Source organism: Anaeromassilibacillus sp. SJQ-5, from assembly GCF_054108045.1.
On record NZ_JBPJWQ010000001.1, the window covers coordinates 1,790,623 to 1,813,275 of the forward strand.

14 protein-coding genes, 1 pseudogene and 1 CRISPR repeat array (1 of these 16 only partly in view) are annotated in these 22,653 nt (G+C 51.6%); of the genes and pseudogenes, 1 reads left to right on the forward strand and 14 read right to left on the reverse strand.

The genetic code is table 11. From position 1 onward, the window contains the following. Positions 1-2,851: direct repeats of the CRISPR family, unit length 33 nt; unit sequence ATTTCAATCCACGCTCCCCGCGGGGGGAGCGAC (it extends 1,639 nt beyond the left edge of the window). A 171-nt stretch (positions 2,852-3,022) separates the two neighbouring features. The 7 genes from cas2 to cas3 are packed head-to-tail and all read right to left on the reverse strand — an operon-like array spanning position 3,023 to position 10,767. Continuing rightward, entirely contained in the window at positions 3,023-3,313 is a 291-nt protein-coding gene (gene cas2, locus ACSAMM_RS07670) for a CRISPR-associated endonuclease Cas2 (protein WP_178724019.1), read from the reverse strand. 6 nt (positions 3,314-3,319) lie between these two features. Then, positions 3,320-4,351, reverse strand: coding sequence for a type I-C CRISPR-associated endonuclease Cas1c (gene cas1c, locus ACSAMM_RS07675; RefSeq protein WP_457790865.1), 1,032 nt, complete (start codon positions 4,349-4,351; stop codon positions 3,320-3,322). Continuing rightward, the gene (gene cas4 / locus ACSAMM_RS07680; protein WP_178724023.1) at positions 4,348-5,010 is read right to left on the reverse strand and encodes a CRISPR-associated protein Cas4; all 663 of its coding nucleotides are present in this window, start codon (positions 5,008-5,010) and stop codon (positions 4,348-4,350) included. Before cas4 ends, cas1c begins: the two co-directional genes overlap by 4 nt. After that, positions 5,000-5,845 carry a type I-C CRISPR-associated protein Cas7/Csd2 gene (gene cas7c / locus ACSAMM_RS07685; protein WP_178724058.1) on the reverse strand — a complete coding sequence of 282 codons (846 nt, stop codon included), beginning with the start codon at positions 5,843-5,845 and terminating at the stop codon, positions 5,000-5,002. Before cas7c ends, cas4 begins: the two co-directional genes overlap by 11 nt. After that, positions 5,820-7,652, reverse strand: a complete 1,833-nt coding sequence (cas8c, locus tag ACSAMM_RS07690) for a type I-C CRISPR-associated protein Cas8c/Csd1 (protein ID WP_457790867.1) — start codon at positions 7,650-7,652, stop codon at positions 5,820-5,822. The genes cas7c and cas8c overlap by 26 nt, the downstream gene beginning before the upstream one ends. Further along, positions 7,653-8,381 carry a type I-C CRISPR-associated protein Cas5c gene (gene cas5c / locus ACSAMM_RS07695; protein WP_457790869.1) on the reverse strand — a complete coding sequence of 243 codons (729 nt, stop codon included), beginning with the start codon at positions 8,379-8,381 and terminating at the stop codon, positions 7,653-7,655. 1 nt (position 8,382) lies between these two features. Further along, positions 8,383-10,767 carry a CRISPR-associated helicase Cas3' gene (cas3, locus tag ACSAMM_RS07700; protein WP_457790871.1) on the reverse strand — a complete coding sequence of 795 codons (2,385 nt, stop codon included), beginning with the start codon at positions 10,765-10,767 and terminating at the stop codon, positions 8,383-8,385. A 339-nt stretch (positions 10,768-11,106) separates the two neighbouring features. On the opposite strand from cas3, the gene ACSAMM_RS07705 reads away from it, so the two are divergent. Further along, positions 11,107-12,297 carry an IS256 family transposase gene (locus ACSAMM_RS07705; protein WP_457789050.1) on the forward strand — a complete coding sequence of 397 codons (1,191 nt, stop codon included), beginning with the start codon at positions 11,107-11,109 and terminating at the stop codon, positions 12,295-12,297. Between the two features lie 211 nt (positions 12,298-12,508). Here ACSAMM_RS07705 and ACSAMM_RS07710 read toward each other — a convergent pair whose 3' ends face one another. The 7 genes and pseudogenes from ACSAMM_RS07710 to ACSAMM_RS07740 form a co-directional block, all read right to left on the reverse strand. Then, positions 12,509-13,582 carry a hypothetical protein gene (locus tag ACSAMM_RS07710; protein WP_457790873.1) on the reverse strand — a complete coding sequence of 358 codons (1,074 nt, stop codon included), beginning with the start codon at positions 13,580-13,582 and terminating at the stop codon, positions 12,509-12,511. Positions 13,583-13,910: 328 nt separating this feature from the next. Further along, positions 13,911-15,101, reverse strand: a complete 1,191-nt coding sequence (locus tag ACSAMM_RS07715; RefSeq protein ID WP_457789050.1) for an IS256 family transposase — start codon at positions 15,099-15,101, stop codon at positions 13,911-13,913. A gap of 317 nt (positions 15,102-15,418) precedes the next feature. Further along, positions 15,419-17,245, reverse strand: a complete 1,827-nt coding sequence (locus ACSAMM_RS07720) for an ATP-dependent nuclease (RefSeq protein WP_457790875.1) — start codon at positions 17,243-17,245, stop codon at positions 15,419-15,421. A 202-nt stretch (positions 17,246-17,447) separates the two neighbouring features. Then, positions 17,448-18,472, reverse strand: a pseudogene (locus tag ACSAMM_RS07725) (virulence RhuM family protein). A gap of 132 nt (positions 18,473-18,604) precedes the next feature. Further along, positions 18,605-20,230, reverse strand: a complete 1,626-nt coding sequence (locus ACSAMM_RS07730; protein WP_457790877.1) for a recombinase family protein — start codon at positions 20,228-20,230, stop codon at positions 18,605-18,607. Further along, on the reverse strand, positions 20,175-21,080 hold the full coding sequence (locus ACSAMM_RS07735; RefSeq protein ID WP_457790879.1) for a recombinase family protein: 906 nt from the start codon (positions 21,078-21,080) through the stop codon (positions 20,175-20,177). The genes ACSAMM_RS07730 and ACSAMM_RS07735 overlap by 56 nt, the downstream gene beginning before the upstream one ends. Continuing rightward, on the reverse strand, positions 21,077-22,633 hold the full coding sequence (locus tag ACSAMM_RS07740; protein WP_457790881.1) for a recombinase family protein: 1,557 nt from the start codon (positions 22,631-22,633) through the stop codon (positions 21,077-21,079). The genes ACSAMM_RS07735 and ACSAMM_RS07740 overlap by 4 nt, the downstream gene beginning before the upstream one ends. Between the last annotated feature and the right edge of the window lie 20 nt (positions 22,634-22,653).

Consider the following 22,653-nt stretch of genomic DNA (forward strand, 5'->3'; position numbering starts at 1 on the left):
TATCACAAAGTTATTTCAATCCACGCTCCCCGCGGGGGGAGCGACGTGCTTGGATACGCTTGGCCGCGCTGCCCAAAACAATTTCAATCCACGCTCCCCGCGGGGGGAGCGACCATTAAGGACCTGCGGACCATGGCAATATTGTACGAATTTCAATCCACGCTCCCCGCGGGGGGAGCGACAAGAAATCTACCTGCAACCTATCGGCGCAACCAACATTTCAATCCACGCTCCCCGCGGGGGGAGCGACTTGACGTGCGTACGGCCTACGAGGTTGTACATAGGGACATTTCAATCCACGCTCCCCGCGGGGGGAGCGACCTGTTTTCGGACAAGGGGGATGCCCGCCGCTGCGCCGAATTTCAATCCACGCTCCCCGCGGGGGGAGCGACTAGGCATCGGCCGCGTGCATTTGCACTTAAACCAATTTCAATCCACGCTCCCCGCGGGGGGAGCGACGCGCTAACGCTTCCGGGCTGGCCGTGATGCGTTCATTTCAATCCACGCTCCCCGCGGGGGGAGCGACCCCCCTCTGCTCTAATCCGCAATATGCAAAAACATTTCAATCCACGCTCCCCGCGGGGGGAGCGACGTCATGCCGGACAACATGCGGTCTATTTCAAAATGTATTTCAATCCACGCTCCCCGCGGGGGGAGCGACCGCAATGCGTAGATTTTGGGCGACTGGTTGTAACGATTTCAATCCACGCTCCCCGCGGGGGGAGCGACGTGCGGCAGTCACCAGAACTGCGCCGCCACATAAGATTTCAATCCACGCTCCCCGCGGGGGGAGCGACTTGGGATGCCTACGCGCCGTTTATCGCGGCGGATGGAATTTCAATCCACGCTCCCCGCGGGGGGAGCGACCTACCGCTTGCCGGAAATCGTCCATAGTCATGCCATTTCAATCCACGCTCCCCGCGGGGGGAGCGACCTTATATTCGTCCATGATGGCGGCGCACTCGGCGCGATTTCAATCCACGCTCCCCGCGGGGGGAGCGACACTGGACGGCCTTACGGATTTTCAGCGCCAAAACGTATTTCAATCCACGCTCCCCGCGGGGGGAGCGACGATACGCAGAAATCCGCCTATCCCACGACACCCGATTTCAATCCACGCTCCCCGCGGGGGGAGCGACCTACTTATGCGGTGCGTGGCCAAACATTTCCGCGAAATTTCAATCCACGCTCCCCGCGGGGGGAGCGACCGACAGAATCACCAGCTACGCAGACGAACCCAACACGATTTCAATCCACGCTCCCCGCGGGGGGAGCGACTGATTGATAACCTTGATTTGCTCCTCCACCACCGATTTCAATCCACGCTCCCCGCGGGGGGAGCGACCACCGAGTGCCTGGCCCGCTTGGTCTGTTGCGGGAATTTCAATCCACGCTCCCCGCGGGGGGAGCGACCCGGTTCCGGTCTTAAGCTTATACCACCACTTGTCTATTTCAATCCACGCTCCCCGCGGGGGGAGCGACAAGGTGAAGAACGGGTCTTCACAATCGCTTCTGTATTTCAATCCACGCTCCCCGCGGGGGGAGCGACTGTACAATGTTGGTCACAGGATCCTTGATGTAAATTTCAATCCACGCTCCCCGCGGGGGGAGCGACGGCATATATAGACCGGCCGCGGCCGTCCCACTTTATTTCAATCCACGCTCCCCGCGGGGGGAGCGACGCTCTCTGAAAAAAGAAAAGGGGATCGTTTTTTGTATTTCAATCCACGCTCCCCGCGGGGGGAGCGACTCGACCTTTTGCAGACATCCACGGATGATGCGCTTTTATTTCAATCCACGCTCCCCGCGGGGGGAGCGACCGTTATTACAAGTTGTTTGATTCTTGGGCGGTTCCGATTTCAATCCACGCTCCCCGCGGGGGGAGCGACAACAGTCCATCAATTTTGGAAAATTTGATTGCGAATTTCAATCCACGCTCCCCGCGGGGGGAGCGACTTCCAGTTCCGGCTTGCAAGTGCCTTCCACAAAAAATTTCAATCCACGCTCCCCGCGGGGGGAGCGACACCTTACCCGATATTGTATATATAGTATCAGGTTTATTTCAATCCACGCTCCCCGCGGGGGGAGCGACTTAGCCTAAGTTTCTATCCAAACAGCATCAAAACGCATTTCAATCCACGCTCCCCGCGGGGGGAGCGACGGTAACTTGTTCATTCTACCGCCAACTATACAAAATATTTCAATCCACGCTCCCCGCGGGGGGAGCGACTCTAAAAGTCTGATTAAACCTAGTCAAAGGAAATATTTCAATCCACGCTCCCCGCGGGGGGAGCGACTATGTTGTGGTTACCTCTTCGGGATTGTCTGTTTATATTTCAATCCACGCTCCCCGCGGGGGGAGCGACGGTTGGCCTTGAATTTGATAAAACTTTTACCTATACATTTCAATCCACGCTCCCCGCGGGGGGAGCGACTTTACACGACAAAATCGTAGAAATGGGACGAGCAAACATTTCAATCCACGCTCCCCGCGGGGGGAGCGACACCAATGTGGCTATAGACCCTAGTTTTTTGCCGGAAGGGTAATTTCAATCCACGCTCCCCGCGGGGGGAGCGACGCTAGAAATGTCGTTTTTGCTGTTGTAGGATATAGGATTTCAATCCACGCTCCCCGCGGGGGGAGCGACTTCCACAGTGATAGACATGCCGTTGACAAACTTAATTTCAATCCACGCTCCCCGCGGGGGGAGCGACACAAAGATGCCAGGGAAAATTTCCACAAAGCGACATTTCAATCCACGCTCCCCGCGGGGGGAGCGACCTTTGTGATACCTGACCTGGAACTCATCGCAAATAAATTTCAATCCACGCTCCCCGCGGGGGGAGCGACAGCAAAAGTGCATGTTTTTTATGCGAGAATTTATCCATATACCATAAATTCTGCACGCAGATTTTCCTAAAAGCATTCCCTCCTTTGCTCTCGACTTAAATCCAAGAAAAGATAAGGCTTAAAGCTGGTGCGAACCTCCTGTGTTTTTCTGTGCACATCCCGTTCGCACCGTCATAAAATCAGCGGCTCTTCGGGACGATAGCTTTGCTTACAGCCAAAATGCTCCACCTTTTTCTCATACCGATCCCCTAAATAATAAAAACGCAAACTGTCTTTTTCTTTATCCATAATGTCACAGAGCTTTGCTTGCAAGCTCCGGCATTGGGCCGCATCCAGCAAGCATTCAAAAACAGAACATTGCACCCTCTGGCCATAGTTGACACACTGCTTCGCAATTCGGCGCAGACGTTTGCGTCCCGAGGCGTCTTCTGTGTTGACATCGTAGGTGATTAAAACAAGCATCTCCCATCACTTCCATAAAAACGGTGGATATCCATCCAAGTCGCCGCGTAGATATCGCGCCAACAGCAAAGCTTGTATGTAGGGAACCATTCCCCATGGCAGCTTCTCTCCCAGGTACGGATGTGTCAGCGTTTCCTTTTTCTTTTCCTGCCAGCCTTTCAGAAAAATTCTGCGTGCGTTGTCTGTCATGAAAACAGCCCCGCTTTCGCGCGTCTCAAAATCATCCGGCGCCAAGATTCTGTTATTAACAAGCGTTAAGACAAACCGATCCGCCATACAGGGACGGAGCTCTTCCATGAGATCCAAGGCCAGGGATGTTCTCCCCGGGCGATCGCGGTGTAAAAACCCCACATAGGCGTCCAGCCCCACGCTCTCCAATGCGGACGCGCAATCGTTGGCAAGCAGGCTGTAGGCAAAAGACAGCATAGCATTGAACGCATCCAAAGGCGGCCGCCGGCTTCTGCCGTGAAAGAAAAACTCGTTTTTATTGTTCAGAATCATTTCATCCAGCACATCGAAATAAGCCGCGGCGCCGACGCCCTCCAAGCCCCGAAGCTGATCAAGATGAGCGGCCGAGGCAACCTGCGGAAGCAAATTTTTCAGTTGAGCGGACGCAGACTTAAGCCGTTCGTCATTTATCCGCAGACCATGATCGCGCCGGGCCCGTTCCAAACTCCAGCGGGAATTGTACAGCTTTCCAAAAATCATCGTACGCGCGGCGGCACAGCTAAGCTCTGCATCATCCGCCACCCGGTACTGCGCCCTGCGAAGCAGCACATTTCCGCTGCTCTCTCCGCAGATCCGCGCCAAAAAACGTCCGCCGGGTGAGCAAAAGGATAAACTGACGCCCCGCTGCGCACAGGCGCCCATTAATGCCGGAGAAGCCCCCGCATAAGAAAAAGAAACAATGCCAAACAGGGTGTGCAGGGGGTAACGAGCCACCGCCTGCTTATCCCGGTTAGCCACCACATTTTCGCCATCCAGCGACAAGTAAATATCCTCAGATGTAATGAAAAGCGTGTTGAGCAGATGCTTCATCCGATATCCTCCAGGCTTTCTCTGACATAATCCGCTACCGGGCGTGTGTGCATCAGGCCGGGCAGACATAAATCCTTCAGAGAGCAGGCATTGCATGCACGGCTTCGTTTGCCCTTAGGCGTATATCCCCGCTGATAAAGGGCATGCATCTCCTCAAACATCACCCGCACTTGATCGCGCAGCTGCGGCGTAAAGGATACAACCATTCGGTGACGGATCTCCCCATAATACAGCGCGCCTTCCGGAATATCGCAGCACAGCATTTCCTCCAGGCATAAGGCCTGCGCGCAAAGCTGCAGGGTGTCGCCGCTTCGTTCATTGGGTTCGCCCCGCTTGTATTCTACCGGATACGGCCGCCAGAGCCCCTCCCGGTCTTTAAGAGGAATGCCGGTTTCGTCCCGATGAAATTCCAGCACATCGCATTCGCCGGAAACCCCCATGGAGGCGGAGAACACATGCATTCCCCGGGTGATGAGCACCTCGCCCCGGCTTTCGCGAAAACCCTTGTCGTGAGCGTTTTTGTGCAGGATTTCGCCGTCCACCGTGCGAAAGTTTTCGGCCCACTGATTTTCAATATGGATGAGTGCCCATTGCCTGCGGCAGAACTTAAAATGCTGGATGCCGGATAACTGGAGAAAATCCTCCTCTTTATACTCCATCAATAATCTCACAGGCAAGCCCGGGCAGCGTATCCAATGTCACGTCGTAATCCTCAAAGGAATCCGGCTGCTCCACACCGGTCTTCAAAGCCACGTGTAAGGAGCGGTGAACCTTGGCAGAGGAATACTGGCCGCAAGGACAGTTATGCTCCCACCAATAGAGCCTGCAAACCTCCATGGAGCCGTCCGGCCGGGCCGAGGAGGCGTCGTTTTCGAACAGGGTGCGCAGGCATTCCCGGACAATTCCGGCATCTTCATTTGTGAAACCAGTCTTTTGGGCCAACTGGACATTGATCGAGCCTTTAACGAGATACAGGCCGAAACGCACTATATGCTTGCTGCCCATGGTGTCAGAGCTTCGCTTTTCGCCGGGTTCGCCATTGACACTTTTGGTAATTTGAAGGCTTTTGACCTCTACGGGGGACAGGCTCACCGCCTGATGGATGGATACCGGGCCGCGCACCCCCACGGAAACCCCGCTTTTATCGGAGGCGCTGAAAGCGAACACCTGACCAAAGCTGCGCACATCCATCCAGGTCTCGCAGGCGATGCGGGCATATTCGTCCCGGTCCTTGGTCTTCCCCAGCACCGCATTGGCCCGCTCTCTGAGGCTCTTGCAGCCGTCGTCGCTGCGGTCGTCCGACTGGACAAAAATGCGCTGCCCCATATCCTGCATCCGGTTGCGAAGCTTGCGCTTGATGCATACGTCGGAAATTTCTCCATACCCGGAATAGCTGGTGCGCGGGCGGTTGCCGTCGAGCGGGTCGCCGTTGGGGTTGGCCATGGTCACCGATACCAGAACCGCGAAATCAATCTTGTTGCTCAGAATACTCATCATTCTTCTCCTCCGTCACAGTGTTTTCTTTTTTTCTGGTCAGTGCCGTGCGCTGCTGGTAATAGCCGAGCAGATACACGTCCTCCAGCCTTTGGGGCAGCGTGGGATCGTCCGGTTCGGGCAGCTTGTCCAAAATTTCGCCCACGAGGTTTTTGAAGTAAGCGCGCAGCCCTGGTTTCAGCCGCGCATAGTAGGGATTGAGCTTTTCTTCGATGATGCGCCAGGCGTATAGGGGACGCTGGGCGAATACCGCCTGCATGCGAATGGCGTTGGGATCCCGTTTTTCCTCCCGATCGTAGGTGGCGCGCTCGACCTGCTCGGCCACGGCCAAAAGGCGGCCGAACAGGTAGCTGCGGTTTATGCTAGATGTGTCAAGGGCCAATTTCCATTCCTCCTTTTTATCGTCATGGCGGTCTTTGCGCACCAATGCGCAGGTTACCTCCAACAGCGTTTCCCGGTTGGCGCCCTGATACGCCAAGGGGGTTCCGGCCCGGTTTACCAAAGCGCGCACAATATCCTTCGGCACCGGCCTTTCATCGAGAATGCAGGGCAGCAGCCGTTGTATCTGCTCACGCAGAACATGGCCGTCCGTCTCAAAAAATTGGGTCCGTTCGGTGCCGAACGCGCAGTCGACAATACGCTTGAGCGGCGGAGCCTGCACCCCAAAGCGGCGGCTGTCCCAGCAGCAGGTCTCATACCAACGTTCGATACGCGCTAAGAAATCAGAGGCCATGAGCTGATTGTAGTAGGTCACCGACAGGCGTCCGGTGGTGGCGGCATCCAAGGCCGCCACCACCACATCCGCCTCCGGCCGAAGCGCCTGCCGATAGCCGCCTATGGTTTTTTTCAACGCATCGCGGTAGCTGACAAAATCCTTCTTTTCCTGCTTTTCCTGTTTGGAAAATCCGAAAACGGCGAAGGACGGGACGCTGGCCCCCTCCGGGTTCCAGCATAGAAAGGTGCGCCCTCCAAAGATGGCGCCATGGTTGACCGTCAGCCAGCGCAGAGCGCTGTGCGCCTTCTGCGACGCGTCATAGCCGACGCTGACCGCCTCTTTGGACTGGGTAAAGCGGCCGCGGTAGGTAAAGCCGTTACTGTCGTTGGAAGAGATGAGCTTCGCGCCGTTGCTGTACGCCAGCACCCCTTTGGGGTGCATGTCACAGACGACATCGGCGGCGCCGGTGATCATGCACAGGTCCTGTTCCTCCCCCTCGCGCTCGTGGGCATAAAACGCGGAAAAACTGCTGAACAGCGCTTTGTCCCGCCAACAGGCGGTCGACTCTCCTTCCGGGGCCGGGACCACCCGCCAGCGGACAAGACATTTATCAAAAGGAATGCCCTCAATTTTTCCGTTGCCCGGATTGCCGTTCTCGTCCAGCGTGATAACCCCGGCCGCGGCAAGATCGCGGACAATGGAGCCCGCGGCGATATACTGCCGGATCGCCCGGAGCTTGGGTTGGCTGAACGGGGAATCCGTCCAGCGGTTCAGCTGTTCCAGATAGGCGGCAAATTTTTCACCGCCAAAGGGCGCCAGATACCGCAGCTGGTCGCACAGCGGATGGGCTTTCGTGTTCTTGCTCGTCCGGTTGGCCGATTCAACAGTAACCGGAATGATGGTCTTGCAATCCTCTTTCGGCACCGGCACGGCGCTCTGAAAATGGCCATCCATGTTCAAGGTTATCTCGATATGAGCGTTGGCCATCATGTGCGACAACGGGGTCAGCGGTTCCTTTTCTCCGGCGAAGGGCACGCCCGCCCGCGCGGCCTGCGTCTCATAGGTGCGGTATGCCGCTTGCAGCAGCCCCATTCACTCGACCTCCTTTCCAAATTCCTCTGCGCCTATAAAGTTTTCCAAGGCAGCCCCGAACGGTTTGCATTCCATTTCCCGCACCGGCCGGGTAATGGGGCATTGTTCGGGCCGGTCAAACGCAATCACCCCCTGACGCATGACCGGATACCAGAAGCGTACGCTCATCCGGCCGCGCGTGTCATCGGAGTAAGCCTCGTCCGCATAGGTGATGCCGTGATACATCAGCCCAAAGGCCAGCTCGGGCGTCTGGTCATAGCAGCCGGCCCCCTCCCCAAAGACGCAGGGCGTCACGTAGCCTTGGCATTCCCGGGCGCCTAAAAACACGTCCCGGCGGCCGCCCCGCTCGATCATACGTTTGGCAATGTTGTGGTGCTTATGCTCGTTGCGGTCGCCAGCCAGCTCCGGGCGGTTTTCATTCCATTCAAAATGCGCGCGCACCTGATAGCGGCAATCCTTTAGATATGTATAGAAAGACAGGTCGTTTCCTCCGCTGTAGGCGATGGGACGTATGCCCTTCACCTCTGTTTGAATGGGATGCATGATCCGTACCGCATCGATGTACCAAATCAGCGTCGGCTTCCAGTAGACAGAGGCCAGGATGCCCTTCAGCGCCTCGTAGGTTGGTACCTGCAGGGAGCATTTCTCTCCGCCGACGCGCATCACCGGATCGGAAAACAGGCCGTAAGCGCCCGTCACCTCAAATTCCACCTGATTTCTGTGTTCCATATCACACCTCCAAAAATTGTTCGTTTTCACCTTCCAGGCAAAGCCCTGTCTCCTCCGCGTAAAACTCCGGCTGTAAGGCGAGAATCGTGCCGTCGCACAGAGAATACACGCCGCCATTCTCCCGCAGCTTGTCCAGCTGATACTGGTACAGACAAACGGTGTACCGTCCCGCCTTTTTCAGCTGCTCCCCCCGATGGACCAGATCCCATCTGGCTTTATCGGAACACAAAGCGGCAATAAGCTGGGCCCCCTCTCCAAACGGGACAAGCACATCCATGGTGTTGTCCTCAAACACGCGGAATCGCTTCCCCGCTGTCTGAAATGCCTGCCCCAGGATATACGCGCCGGCCGTCCGGCAGCGGCTGCGAAACACCCGGTTGACCGATAACAAATCCAGCAGGCTTGTCCCCAGATCCGGCAGAGGATAGTCCTGTCCGCCATTGTCCATCTCTGCGTACAGCGCGCGGTAATACGCACGTATGGCCGTATCCGAAGTCAGCTCTCCGTCAAAAGCCGCCGGATTTTCCGCGAAATCCGCCAGCAACGATTCCGCCGCTTTTTGGGCCTGCCAAATTTCCGGCAGGCGGCTGAGACGTTCCTCCCGCAAATTCACCAGATATACCGGTCCGCGCTCCGCATGTTCGCCGTTTCGGTTGCAGCGGCCCGCCGCCTGCACCACATTGTCCATCCCCGCCAAAATCCGAATCACACAGCCAAAGGAAAAATCGACCCCGGCTTCGACCAGCTGGGTGGAAATACAGACCACTCTTTCGTGATCGTGCAGCGCCGCATGAATGGCTTGCAGTGTCCGAAGGCGGTGTTCCATACACATGGCGGTGGAAAGATGGAACGTTCCTGGCTGCAGCCGCAGCTGTCGATACAGCCCCAGCGCCTCGGCCTTGGTGTTGCAGATGAGCAGCACGCTCCCCTGCTCGTCGGCGCAGCACGAAACAAACGCCGCCAGTTCTTCCGTGGAATAGCCCCCCGGGATGCGCCTGTCAAAGATTTCTGTTCGTCGGAAGGCCTTCCAGAGAGCGGCGTCATAAGCCACCAGGTCGCTCGGATGAGCCAAAAGGAGCGGATGCGCCGTCTGCTCCAGGCAAGGCTGTGTGGCGGAACAAAGCAGGATCGTCGCTCCGCAGAAAGCGCTCAAATAGTTCAGCGCCATATTGAATGGGGACAGCATGGTGCGGGGGACGGACTGCACTTCATCGATCACGATGACGCTGTCGCGCAAAGCCGCTATCCGGCGGATGCAGGAGGGCTTGCCGGAAAACAGCGTGTTCAGCAGCTGTACCAATGTGGTGATCACAACGGGAGCCGCCCACGTCTCCATCAGCAGTTCATTCTCATCCAGCTTATCACCGGACTTTTCCTGTATCACGTTGGAATGATGCTCGAGGATAAGCTTGTCATCGTCCAGATACTCGCGTATGACTTTCGCGTTCTGATCCAAAATGGAAAGCAGCGGAATCACGAAGATTATGCGCTGCTTTTCATGTTCGGCGGCTGTCGCCAAAGCATAGCGAAGGGCGGCCAGCGTTTTCCCTCCCCCGGTGGGGATATTCAGCCGGTAAATGCCCGCGCCCCACTTGGCCGCCGCTTTGCAGCGGTCGGAAATCGTCCGGCGGGCCCGATTGATTTCCGACTCGTCAGTAAACGATTGGAGGCGGTTTTCCACCTTCCGCAAACAGCGCTGCCATAGAGCGCTTTCTTCTTTCACCTGGTGGGGAATAGAAATCCCCAAACAGAATTCCGCCGTGTCTCGCCTGTCGCCATCAATGACGGCCGATAGGATCTGTCGGCTTAGCATCGCATACTGGAACAGCATCTCTTCGTCTGTGCCTGCAATTGGTCGGAATCGCTCCATGGCCTGCGCCATTTCTTCGACCGCAGCCATAAATAAGGTATCCAGCTCCGCTTCCGTGGCACACCGGGATAAAAAGGCCGCTTTCGCTTCCCCGTAGCCAATATCCGCCGCTGTCTGCCGGTGCTGATACCCGTCCTTTCCATCTTCATCGATACAGTCAAACTGCCCGTGATGAGAGCCGGCCGCAAAGGCGATGAGTTCGCTGGTCAAGTCCCGGAGGCTCCCCGAGGGCGGGGTGTGCCATCTTTCGAGTGCAAAACGAGCGCCTGCAAAGGTATGGTTCACGCTGCCCCGGCGCACAGACTCGTCCCGTGACGCCTGCTCGATGTAGCGGGCAAAGGCTAGGGTATACTTACCCATGTCATGAAGTAGACCGCAAAGGTAGGCCGTCTGCACCATACCGGGCGGTGCTTCCTGCGCCGCAAGACGCGCGCAGTTTCTGCAGTGGACCTCAACCGTCTGCACCTCCTGCACACCCCCATTCTCGTCACGGCGAATATGAGCCGGATATATCATACTCTGACCTCCCGGACAATATATTTCCGATGACAGATGAGGCAGAGGTGCCTAACAATACCAATTTACCGAATAACTTCGGCGGCATCTCCACGGATCCGCCCCAACCGCCAACGTGCTAACCCCGCGCCCCTCTTATCGGATATTTCTCTATTATTTAGAATTATACCATATTCCGCCATGTTTTTACAACTTTTTCCTATCATTTTTCGAAAAATAAAAATTCGATAAGGTAGAATAAGTTGCGCAAATTGAAAAAGGGATAAAAAAAGAGACATAGTTTGCAGTCTTTGGTAGAATGAAGTCACGACACACCATTCTGAAAGGAGACAATAAACTATGTCCGAGAAAATTGTACAACTAAATGAGGAAGTAATCAAGGGTGAAATCAGGGAACTGGTGCGTGGGAGCGTGGAGGAGACCCTCAACGGCCTGTTGGAGGCGGAGGCGCAGAAACTGACCCAGGCGGCGCGCTACGAGCGCAGCGAGGAGCGGCAGGCCTACCGCAGCGGTCACTACCAGCGTAACTTGACCACCAGCTCCGGCGACGTGACCTTGAACGTCCCTCGTTTAAAGGGAGCAACCTTTGAAACCGCCATCATCGAGCGGTATCGCCGCCGGGAGAGCAGCGTGGAGGAAGCGCTGATTGAAATGTATCTGGCTGGAGTATCTGTGCGCCGCGTGGAGGACATCACCGAGGCACTGTGGGGCAGCAAGGTGTCCCCCTCTACCATCAGCGAACTGAACAAGAAAGCCTATGTCCACATTGAAGACTGGCGCAACCGCCCCTTACAGGGCGGTAAGTACCCGTATGTGTATGTAGACGGCATCTACCTGCGCCGCAACTGGGGCGGAGAGTATGAGAATGTGGCCGTACTGGTTGCCATTGCGGTTAACGAAGACGGCTACCGCGAGGTGCTGGGCGCTGCCGAGGGTATGAAAGAGGACAAGGCTAGCTGGGTCAGCTTCTTTCAGTGGCTCAAAGGGCGGGGTCTGGAGGGCGTCCAGCTCATCGTGGGAGACAAATGCCTCGGTATGCTGGAAGCTGTGGGAGAGGTGTACCCGGACGCGAAATACCAGCGGTGTGTGGTACACTTCTACCGCAACGTGTTTTCCTGCGTCCCACGCACCAAGGGGAAGCTGGTGGCCAAGATGCTCAAAGCAATCCATGCCCAAGAGAGCAGAGCCGCCGCCCAGGCGAAGGCGCGGGACGTAGTGACCGCTCTGCGTGAAATGAAACTGCCCGAGGCGGCGAAAAAGGTAGAGGATGGGCTGGAGGAAACACTTGCTTACACTGCTTTCCCCTATGAGCACTGGACGCGCATCCGCACCAACAATGTGATTGAACGTCTTAACCGGGAGATCCGCCGTCGCACTCGCGTGGTGGGGGCTTTCCCAGACGGTAATTCTGCCCTCATGCTTGTCTGTGCCCGGCTGCGTCATGTGGCCGGCACTCAGTGGGGCAGCAAGAAGTATATGAACATGAAGCATTTAGACGGGGCGTGTGACGATGCCTCTTTTGCCGGTTGACTTCTTTCTGTTTTTGACTGCAAACTAATTTGCGCATAACTCTTGACACTACCAAAAATTCTTATGTGTATTATATTGTGCATATCCTATGGCACTTCAAAATTTACTATAAAAAATCTGGGAGCGGAACAATCCACTCCCAGAAAATAGAGGCTATTTGACATGCAGGGACATCGTACTAAAATTGAATTTTCTGCACACTGGTTATTGACTATGCCCATCCATCCTTTCCATAGGTTTGGATTGTTACGCCCTTTTGTGTCAGCGCTTCATATATGGCTTGGGAAGGAAATTGTACAAAGGAATTAACACGCTCTAACCCGCCGACCGTTAGGAACTTCAATCTTGGCATTGTCAATAGAAATGACAAATCCATTTCCGGAATATAATCAAACCTTAAAGATTCCAAACTCGGATGATTGCTTAAGCCGGAAACGTCCGTAAAGCTCGTATCGGAGATTTCAAAAACTTTGAGCTTTTTAAAACTTTTTACCACGTTAAATCCATTGACTTCGCTTTCCCTAATAGTAATAGATTCAATATTCTGCAAACCGCTAAGCAAAGACAAATCAAGCGCCTTACATTCTTCAATATATAAGGATTTTAAATTTTTGGATCGACTTAAACATTTAAAATTTTCGGTTTTTTCACTGCAAACCATCCTAATGGATTCTAACGCTTCTGAGCAAAAGTAATTAATATCCGAAATATTATCAAGATGAACATATTTAAATGGAATGGTAGATAAAGCCTTAAAGCTGTTTACCTTTCCGTTGCATTCCGCCATATTTCCTACGCCGCTCCAGTCGGCAAAAGAAGTCTTATTGGTGCTCTCATTATATTCAACCACAAAATTTTTCGGAGTATCTATAAAATCGCTGAAGTCACGGGGATACACATTACCTTTAGGCTTATCAACAAATTCTCGCACTAGCTTCTCCACAATACCATCATCGAATACCAATGGTACATCCAGAGGGTGGATATTGGATGTTGTAGGCTTCTGTGTAGTTGTTGTGGATTGCGTTTTTGAAGAAGTGGTGCCCCTGGCTATTTTCGAAGTGGTTGCTGGCATATTCGTTTCTTGGCTGACGTTCGATTTCGGCGTTTGGCTGATGAACGAATCCGAAGGAAGCGTAGTATTAGATTCGCTACCAAAATGAAAATCTGTATAAGAAGTTGTAGGCTTTCCCGAGCCGGCGCTCCGCTCTAGATCATGCGTACAGGAACATAATGAAAATGCCGTCAAGCAGGCTGCTGATAGTCCAACCAATTTTTTAATCAAAATAACCCCTCCAACAAAATTCCCATAACTTTTTGCAATATATTTGTTGACAGAATTCAAAAGCTGACTGCAGTTATTACTAGCAGTTAAAGTGAGCAAGCAATACATAGCTTGCTCCGGCGTGTATTTGCGGGATATTTTATAATCACCAGTTCGTCAACGTATAGACTGAACGAAAATATTTCATTGTCAATGCTTACTATTATTTTCAATTCCAGTATCCACTAACTAATGTAGTTTTTAAAGCATAGGTATACTATTATCATACCATAATTGGTAGTGTCAAGAGTTATGCGCAAATTAGTTTGCAGTCAAAAACAGAAAGAAGTCAACCGGCAAAAGAGGCATCGTCACACGCCCCGTCTAAATGCTTCATGTTCATATACTTCTTGCTGCCCCACTGAGTGCCGGCCACATGACGCAGCCGGGCACAGACAAGCATGAGGGCAGAATTACCGTCTGGGAAAGCCCCCACCACGCGAGTGCGACGGCGGATCTCCCGGTTAAGACGTTCAATCACATTGTTGGTGCGGATGCGCGTCCAGTGCTCATAGGGGAAAGCAGTGTAAGCAAGTGTTTCCTCCAGCCCATCCTCTACCTTTTTCGCCGCCTCGGGCAGTTTCATTTCACGCAGAGCGGTCACTACGTCCCGCGCCTTCGCCTGGGCGGCGGCTCTGCTCTCTTGGGCATGGATTGCTTTGAGCATCTTGGCCACCAGCTTCCCCTTGGTGCGTGGGACGCAGGAAAACACGTTGCGGTAGAAGTGTACCACACACCGCTGGTATTTCGCGTCCGGGTACACCTCTCCCACAGCTTCCAGCATACCGAGGCATTTGTCTCCCACGATGAGCTGGACGCCCTCCAGACCCCGCCCTTTGAGCCACTGAAAGAAGCTGACCCAGCTAGCCTTGTCCTCTTTCATACCCTCGGCAGCGCCCAGCACCTCGCGGTAGCCGTCTTCGTTAACCGCAATGGCAACCAGTACGGCCACATTCTCATACTCTCCGCCCCAGTTGCGGCGCAGGTAGATGCCGTCTACATACACATACGGGTACTTACCGCCCTGTAAGGGGCGGTTGCGCCAGTCTTCAATGTGGACATAGGCTTTCTTGTTCAGTTCGCTGATGGTAGAGGGGGACACCTTGCTGCCCCACAGTGCCTCGGTGATGTCCTCCACGCGGCGCACAGATACTCCAGCCAGATACATTTCAATCAGCGCTTCCTCCACGCTGCTCTCCCGGCGGCGATACCGCTCGATGATGGCGGTTTCAAAGGTTGCTCCCTTTAAACGAGGGACGTTCAAGGTCACGTCGCCGGAGCTGGTGGTCAAGTTACGCTGGTAGTGACCGCTGCGGTAGGCCTGCCGCTCCTCGCTGCGCTCGTAGCGCGCCGCCTGGGTCAGTTTCTGCGCCTCCGCCTCCAACAGGCCGTTGAGGGTCTCCTCCACGCTCCCACGCACCAGTTCCCTGATTTCACCCTTGATTACTTCCTCATTTAGTTGTACAATTTTCTCGGACATAGTTTATTGTCTCCTTTCAGAATGGTGTGTCGTGACTTCATTCTACCAAAGACTGCAAACTATGTCTCTTTTTTTATCCCTTTTTCAATTTGCGCAACTTATTCTACCTTATCTCCCATAATTCTCCATATATTTACAACAGCTACTAATAATTCTAGATCAAACGCGATCATCCCTGTATGTACCACAGCCGGCACGACGCTTTGTAAAACGACAAGGCACCGCCCTTTCGGACGATGCCTTGTCGTTTGTGTTTACCGGACATTTTAGATGCAAAATTTTTTAATTATGTTAACGCGCATCCATTTTTTATAAAATCACACAGTACTATCGTCTAAGATTTTTTTGATAATATCAAATATCTTATTAAATTCAGCAAACGATATATCGCTAAAACCAACTACGCCTTGTTCTATACATTCTACAAATCTAGCTTTAGATATACTGTAATCACCAGTTCCATCTGCCTTTGTAACATAGCATTTACTTTCATGCTCGATTATTTTAATGGTTCCCAAAATATTTTTTTTATTACAATATAATTCTTCATCACCTATAAAATTGCCAGTGGGGTAAAATTCAGTACCTAGAAATAGTCGCTTTCCTCCTACTTCAGTTTTAATTTCACCATCAGTAAAATAATGCTCAATTGAAATATCATTTTTCTCTGGTCGGCCATGGGGGACAGGAATAGAAAAAGCATATATATTTGAACTTATCTTTAAAAACTCTTGAAATCTAAGATCATTTCCGGAATTAAAAAAAATTGGTGTATCTCTATCAAACATACCTATAATCAATTGATTTACAGCCGCATTACTACTTATATCTGTGAGATATTTTTGTAAAGCTTCATTATTTGATGTATTACCCGAAATTATTGGGCGAATCTCCCAATCAGAATATTGACATAATCCAAGTTTTGATATAGCTAGCTTTAATAAAGCTGCGTCCGTTTTTCCTTCAGTTAAAATAACAGGGGTTTGAATATTCTTAATTTGATTACTTAATGCAGTTGCTTCATCACTAACTTCTTTATATTGTTTTTCTAATATTTTTACTTTTTCAATAAATTCTCTATATAATTCTATATAACCAAGTTCTTCGTCAATCGATTTATCGTCCTGACATAATAATGTTTTTCCGTCAGAGCCCCTCTTAACACGTAGCACAGTCTTCTTATCTGACGGATTATTATAAAAAGCGGGTGAATGACTAGTCAGAAATATTTGACTACAAGAACTATATTGAGAATCAAATTCTTCAGCCACTTGAATACATCGCCTATATTCATATGAGTTTTCTGGTTCTTCAAAGCCCCATATAAAAAATTCTTTTGAATTTCTTGCTAAATAATCAAGTATTTTTGGAATATAATGAGCCTTTATACCATCACCTCTCTTATCAATAGTTACTGTATCTGTTTCATCAAAGACTTGTGTATTAACTTGAAATAGTCTTTTTGCAAAATTTAAAGATTCTGGTATTCCTATTGTAGTAGTGATTCCTGTAGCGATTTTGAAATCATTCTGCAAATCTTCCATAGTTTTTTGGATTATAGCATTTGTTGCATTAACAGGAGCGTCTAAATCCTTTCTGTATACAGAACTATATAAACTCTGTTGTAATAAATCTAATGTATTATTAAAAACATTTTCATCTTTAATCGCAGGAATATAGATATATTTTATTTTATGTAAAAAATTACTCAAAAAAGTCATCGTAACTTTCTCAGAGCACCTTATATTTTTCTTTCTGGAATAGGATTCCATTTTAACTAATACATCTGTCGATTGTTTGTATTCATTTGAATGTAAATCCCATCGACGTGTTACCGTAAATATAGGCGGAAGCGAATTAACCATTCTATTTCCTCGATTAAATCTTATAGATATAGAAATAAATTGCTGTCCCCTAATGGTTTCCTTAACATCTCGTTTCCGAATCAATGAATAATCTATATCAAAATTATATTCTGTATGATAATCTGTCTTTTGATTAAAGAATAGATTAAGTGCCTTTATTATATTTGATTTACCGACATCATTTTGGCCTGTTATTACGGTTATATCATTACAATTATTAATCGTCAAAGTATAGACGGAACGAAAATATTTAATTGTAATGCTTTCTATTATTTTCAATTCCAGTATCCCCTAACTAATATAGGTTTTAAAGCATGGGTATATTATTATTATACCATAATTCTCCATATATTTACAACATCTGCTAATGCTTCTAGATCAAAATCATTCTCCGACCGCGGCATCCTTGTATGTACCGCAGCCGGAGACATTTCTTTATCTTCAGATATCGCTAATATTTGCAGACCATTATAGGGCTATCTCATTCTTGCTCGGTTTGGCCATCAACCAATCCAGTTAAACGATCAAAGTCACTCTGATAGGTTCTATCCTGCAAAACTCGGTATTTCTCAAATTCACTTTCCGCAAATGCTTTCGCTATAGCCGCTGTAACTTTTCCCTTATCCTGAAGTATTTCCGCATCATTGAACTGAAGAAAGGCATCCAACTTGCTGGCCCAATCCGCCATGGTCATAGGAATATGTCGCCTAGCTTGACGAATCGCGTAGTCAAGGTACATGGTGACAATCTCGTTTAATTCCTGCAGTTCATCTTTCGACAAATAATTCTTGGCAACGGAAACATCCGCTTTTACTATTTACCTCGTGGAGCGTTTAACCAAGTGGTAAGCCCCATGTGCTCTTTGGTATGGTCAGCGCGGGCCACAATCATCTCCGCCGCTGTGTTGCCATGAACAGCATAATGCATCTTATTTTGTACGGTGGCAAAAAAATCATGAGTGACCTTACTGTCAACTGAATAATCTACTGCAGTTGCATATATATCGGTTATCTTTTGGTAAAACCTACGTTCGCTTGCCCTTATCTCCTGAATCTCAAAAATAAGATGTTCAAAATAATCCTCATCAAATATCTGTCCGTTTATCAGCCGGTTTTTATCCAGTACATAGCCCTGTTTTGCAAACGTGTCCAGCACCTTTGTGGCCCACTGGCGAAACTGCGTTGCTCTTTGAGAATTTACCCGGTAACCTACTGCTACAATAGCGGATAAGGCGTAGAACTTATAGCGATATGTCTTGCCATCGTCGGCAGTATGTGCAAATTTTGCACATACTGTATTTTCATCGAGTTCGCCGCCTTCAAATATATTTTTTAAATGTTTGGTAATTACGCTGCGCTCTACATCAAACAATTTGGCAATTGCCTTTTGCGTGAGCCATACATCTTTGTCCTGCACCCGGACTTCTATCGAATCTTCCGCCGCGTCTTTTGTAAAGACCAAGAAGTCGACAGTGCTGTTTCGAATTTGAATTTTTTTATCATTCATTTAGCGTCACCACCTTGTCAATTTCAGTATAACACGATTCGCCATATATTTACAACGTTTGCTCAAAACAAAAACATCCCCCGACCGCGGTCGTCCCTATATGCACCGCAGTCGGGGGATTTCTCTATGTGTTCAGATGTCCGCCAATATTTCCATACCATTCTTCAGCACTATCTGTATCTGCTCCTTGGATACCACCCGGATGCATCGCACCAGCTGGCGGATGATGATGTTGTCGTAGGGCATCGGCACCGTTTCGTACTTCTTCAGCACCTCTTCAATCTCCTGTATCACCTCCTCATCCACTATCGTAGTTTCCTCCCTCGCTTCGGCCTGTTCCAGCCGGGTGGTCAACATCTCGATGCTGTCCGCCATCTGCTTGAATTCGGCCTCACAGCGCTCCACACCGCCGTTCTCCACGCATTTGCGTACCAGCTCCATCCGCCGGTTCCGCAGCGCCTGTATCTGCGCTTGAATGGTGTAGATTTCTTCCGAACCTCCACCATGCAGGGCGCGGCCAACGTTGTTCCGCAGCACTTCGATGGCGGAGCCTTGGGAGAGTAGCGTCCGGCTCAGCTCCCGTACGATCCCTGTCTGCAGCGTATCCTCCTCCAGCGTGGGGGAATCCGGACAGTATTTCTTCCCGTTCTCTAGGCGGTTCACGCACCGCCAAACGATTTTCTTGGTACCATTGCGCGCCCAAGTGGTTCGCCGGTAGCGAGAGCCACACTGGCCGCAGACCAGCAGTTCGGTCAGGGCGTACTTGCTGCTGTATTTCCCCAGTTCGGTCTTTCCTTTGCTCGACGTCTTTCGCTTGCTCCGCCGGCGAGCCAGTTCCTCCTGCACCCGGTCGAAAGTGGCGCCGTCGACAATCGCCGGATGGTTGTTGGATACATAATACTGAGGGCGTTCACCATGGTTCTTCTTGGACCTCTTGGCTAACACATTAGGAACATAGGTCTTCTGCAGCAGGGCATCGCCCCGGTACCGCTCGTTTTGCAGCATATTGTGAATGGTCTCGATCCGCCATATGGAATTGCCCTTGGGTGTCGGGATCTGGTCTTCCTCCAGCCCCGTCTTTATCTGCCGCAGGCTCCTGCCAATCAGGAATTCCCGGTATATCCGCCGGACGGTTTCCGCTTCCTCCTCCACAATCTCCGGTTCCCCGTCGGCGCCCCGCTGGTATCCCAGCATGGAGCCGTAGTTCATAGGCACCTTGCCATTCATGAAGCTGCGTTGCTTGCCCCATGTGACATTGCCGCTGATGGATTCCGACTCCGACTGGGAGAAGATGCTGTAGATCGACAAATAGGTTTCGGAGCCCATGTCCAGCGTGTCGATGTTCTCTTTCTCAAAGGTGATGCCAATATCCAGCGCGGCCAACAGACGGATATAGTGGAGGCAGTCCACGATGTTGCGAGAAAAACGGGACACCGACTTGATGAGAATCCGGTCAATTTTGCCCTGCTTGCACTTGCGGATCATCTTCATGAACTCGGGCCGTTTCTCCGCGCTGGTGCCGGTCAATCCCTTATCGGCGAAAATGCCGACGAACTCCCACTCCGGGTTCTTCTGGATTTTCTCGGTGTAATAGGCCTTCTGGGTCTCGTAGCTATTCTCCTGTTCCTCCTGTTTGGTGGATACCCGGCAGTAGGCCGCCACGCGGAGCTGCCGGTATTTAGCGCGGTTCTCCGGCTGTAATTCAGGAAGCGGCGGAATGACCGTGACCTTCTTCGCCGGCATTGTCTGCTGCATCATACTGGATGAAGTCCTCCTCCCCGATCACTTGACTGTTGATGAGCTCCAGGGATATGTTCCCGTCCGGTTTGATCCGGATGTGCGACACCACTTTATCGAACAGTTCTTCCGAAGATACAGAAAACGGAACCGCTTTTCGCAGTTCCGCTTGTATCACGTCCGACAGATGCCGGGGGTTGTCGATTTCATCGTATTTCTTCGCCGTATACGCGAGGATATCCAATTTCAGCTGTTCCTTGTCTGCCACTGTGTCATACAATCTTCTGAAAATCTTTTCTTCCAACCGTTTGACGGCTTCAGAAGGAGTATAGTTAGAAGATCCAATATCCACCATGTCCGGGCAGGAAGCCACGCCATCCAGAAGGACGCCGACAGCATTCACAAGCTGTACATCCGTCAGTTTAACAGATATGGAGCAGCCGGCACATTTCCATCGCGTCGCATGGCGCTTATCGTATACCCGCTGCAGTGGCCGTCCGCAGCGATCACACACAACTTTGGCCCGCATATGGCGGGGAAGTTCACAATAAAGTGGCGTCTTGGTTGTTTGCTTCTCTTCCTTCAGTGAATGAACCGCCCGAAGCTCCGCTTGTGTGATTAGCGGTGGGAATACGGTGGAAGCACAGTATCGTTCATCCTCTAGTATGCGTTTCACCCTATGCTTGTTCCACTGATATTCTCCGGGCAGAAAGCATACCCGGCGTTCCGTCAGGTCTTTTGCCAAGGCAGCATAGGACGCCCCTTGCCGGTATCGGGCAAACATATTGCGCACTTCACAGGCTTCTTGTTCGCATATTCGGATATCTCCCTGTTTCATCATATAACCGAATGGGATTTTCCGATTCTTCATACCGCTATCCTCCGTTTCCGTTCTGGCAGCTGCTCCCGCAGCTCCAGTCCCCCCAGCAGGACGAATCGGCAACTGTTGGGCGCTTCGGCGTGAATTTCTTTGACCGTATCCGCAAACAACTCCCTATTGAATTCCACAACCGGGCCATCCAATGTCATATACCATTCATTCAGTTCACGAAGTTCCGCCAGCCTGCTTCCCTCTTCACCGTCATCCAACAAGCGGCGTCTGGTCAAGACCAGTTCCGATTCTTGCTGATGGATGTCACGGCATTGTGCCGTATACTCTGCCGCATCTATATACCCTTTTCTCTTCAGTTGGGTCAGAAGTCGTTCCTGTCCCCGCAACTCTGCGATTCTTTGATTGAGCTCTCCCACTCGTATCGGCTGGTTGCTGTGCTGCATCGTTTCCAGCAGCTTGACAGTCTCTTCCAGAAGAGAATGCCGATAACGCCAGAGCTTATCGGACAGCCGTATGAATGCTTCCTCAATGTCACTTTCCAGCAGCAAAGGAGACGGGCATTCTATGACGCTGGCATTGTGACCCCGACAGTCCCAGTATCGCTTCCCTCGGATATCCCGTCTTCGAAAGTACCGGCCGCATCGGCCGCAGATAATCTTTCTGGTAAACGTACAGGTCTGTTCCGGTGCCGCCGGTCTTTCCCGTAGTTTCCACAACCGTTTGGCCTGCTCGAACACTCCCGGCGACAGAATGGCCGGATTCGTATCCTCCACATAATACTGCGCCCGTTCCCCGCGATTGCGCCGCTGTTGAAAGGGTAGGGCGTCCGTCGTATATTTCTTTTGGAGCAGGGCGTTTCCAGCATAGCGATCATTACAGAGAATATAGCTGACTGAGTGGATATACCATTTGTCAAATCCGTTCAGCTTAATCGCCTGCGTAGCGTTAAGCCTATCGGTAATGGCCTTTTTCCCCATACCAGAAAGATACCAGTCAAAGATTAGCCGGACAATCCGAGCCTCTTCCTCCACAATAACGAATTTCCCACCTATTATTCGATATCCATATGGCGCGGAACTTGGAAGAAAGGTTCCATTCTGCATCCGCTTCTGGCATGACCAGCGCTGGTTCTGGGAGATGGAGATGGATTCCTGCTGTGCCCTGACGCCGGACAGGGCCAGCATAGTCTCATTGGCCAGCTTGTCGGTCCGCATGTTTTCATTCTCGAACCACACCGTCACGCCCAGCTGCCGCAGTTCCCGCAGCGCCTCCAGGAACTCCATGGTGTTGCGCGCGAACCGGGAGGTGGACTTCACCAGGATTAGATCGATCTGCCCTTTCCGACAATCGGCCATCAGACGGTTGAACTCATCCCGCTTGTCCATCCGTGTGCCGGTCAGTCCTTCGTCCGCGTAGACATCGGCCAGTTCCCACTCCGGGTTCTGTCCGATATACGCGGTGTAGTGGCGTACCTGTGCGAGGAAGGAGTTCAGTTGGTCGTCCGAGTCGCTGGATACCCGGCAGTAGGCAGCCACACGGAGCTTTTCCGCTGTTGTTCCCGCTCGGGCGTCAATGACATGGATTTCCCGCACGGCTGCCCGCTCCTTTCTCC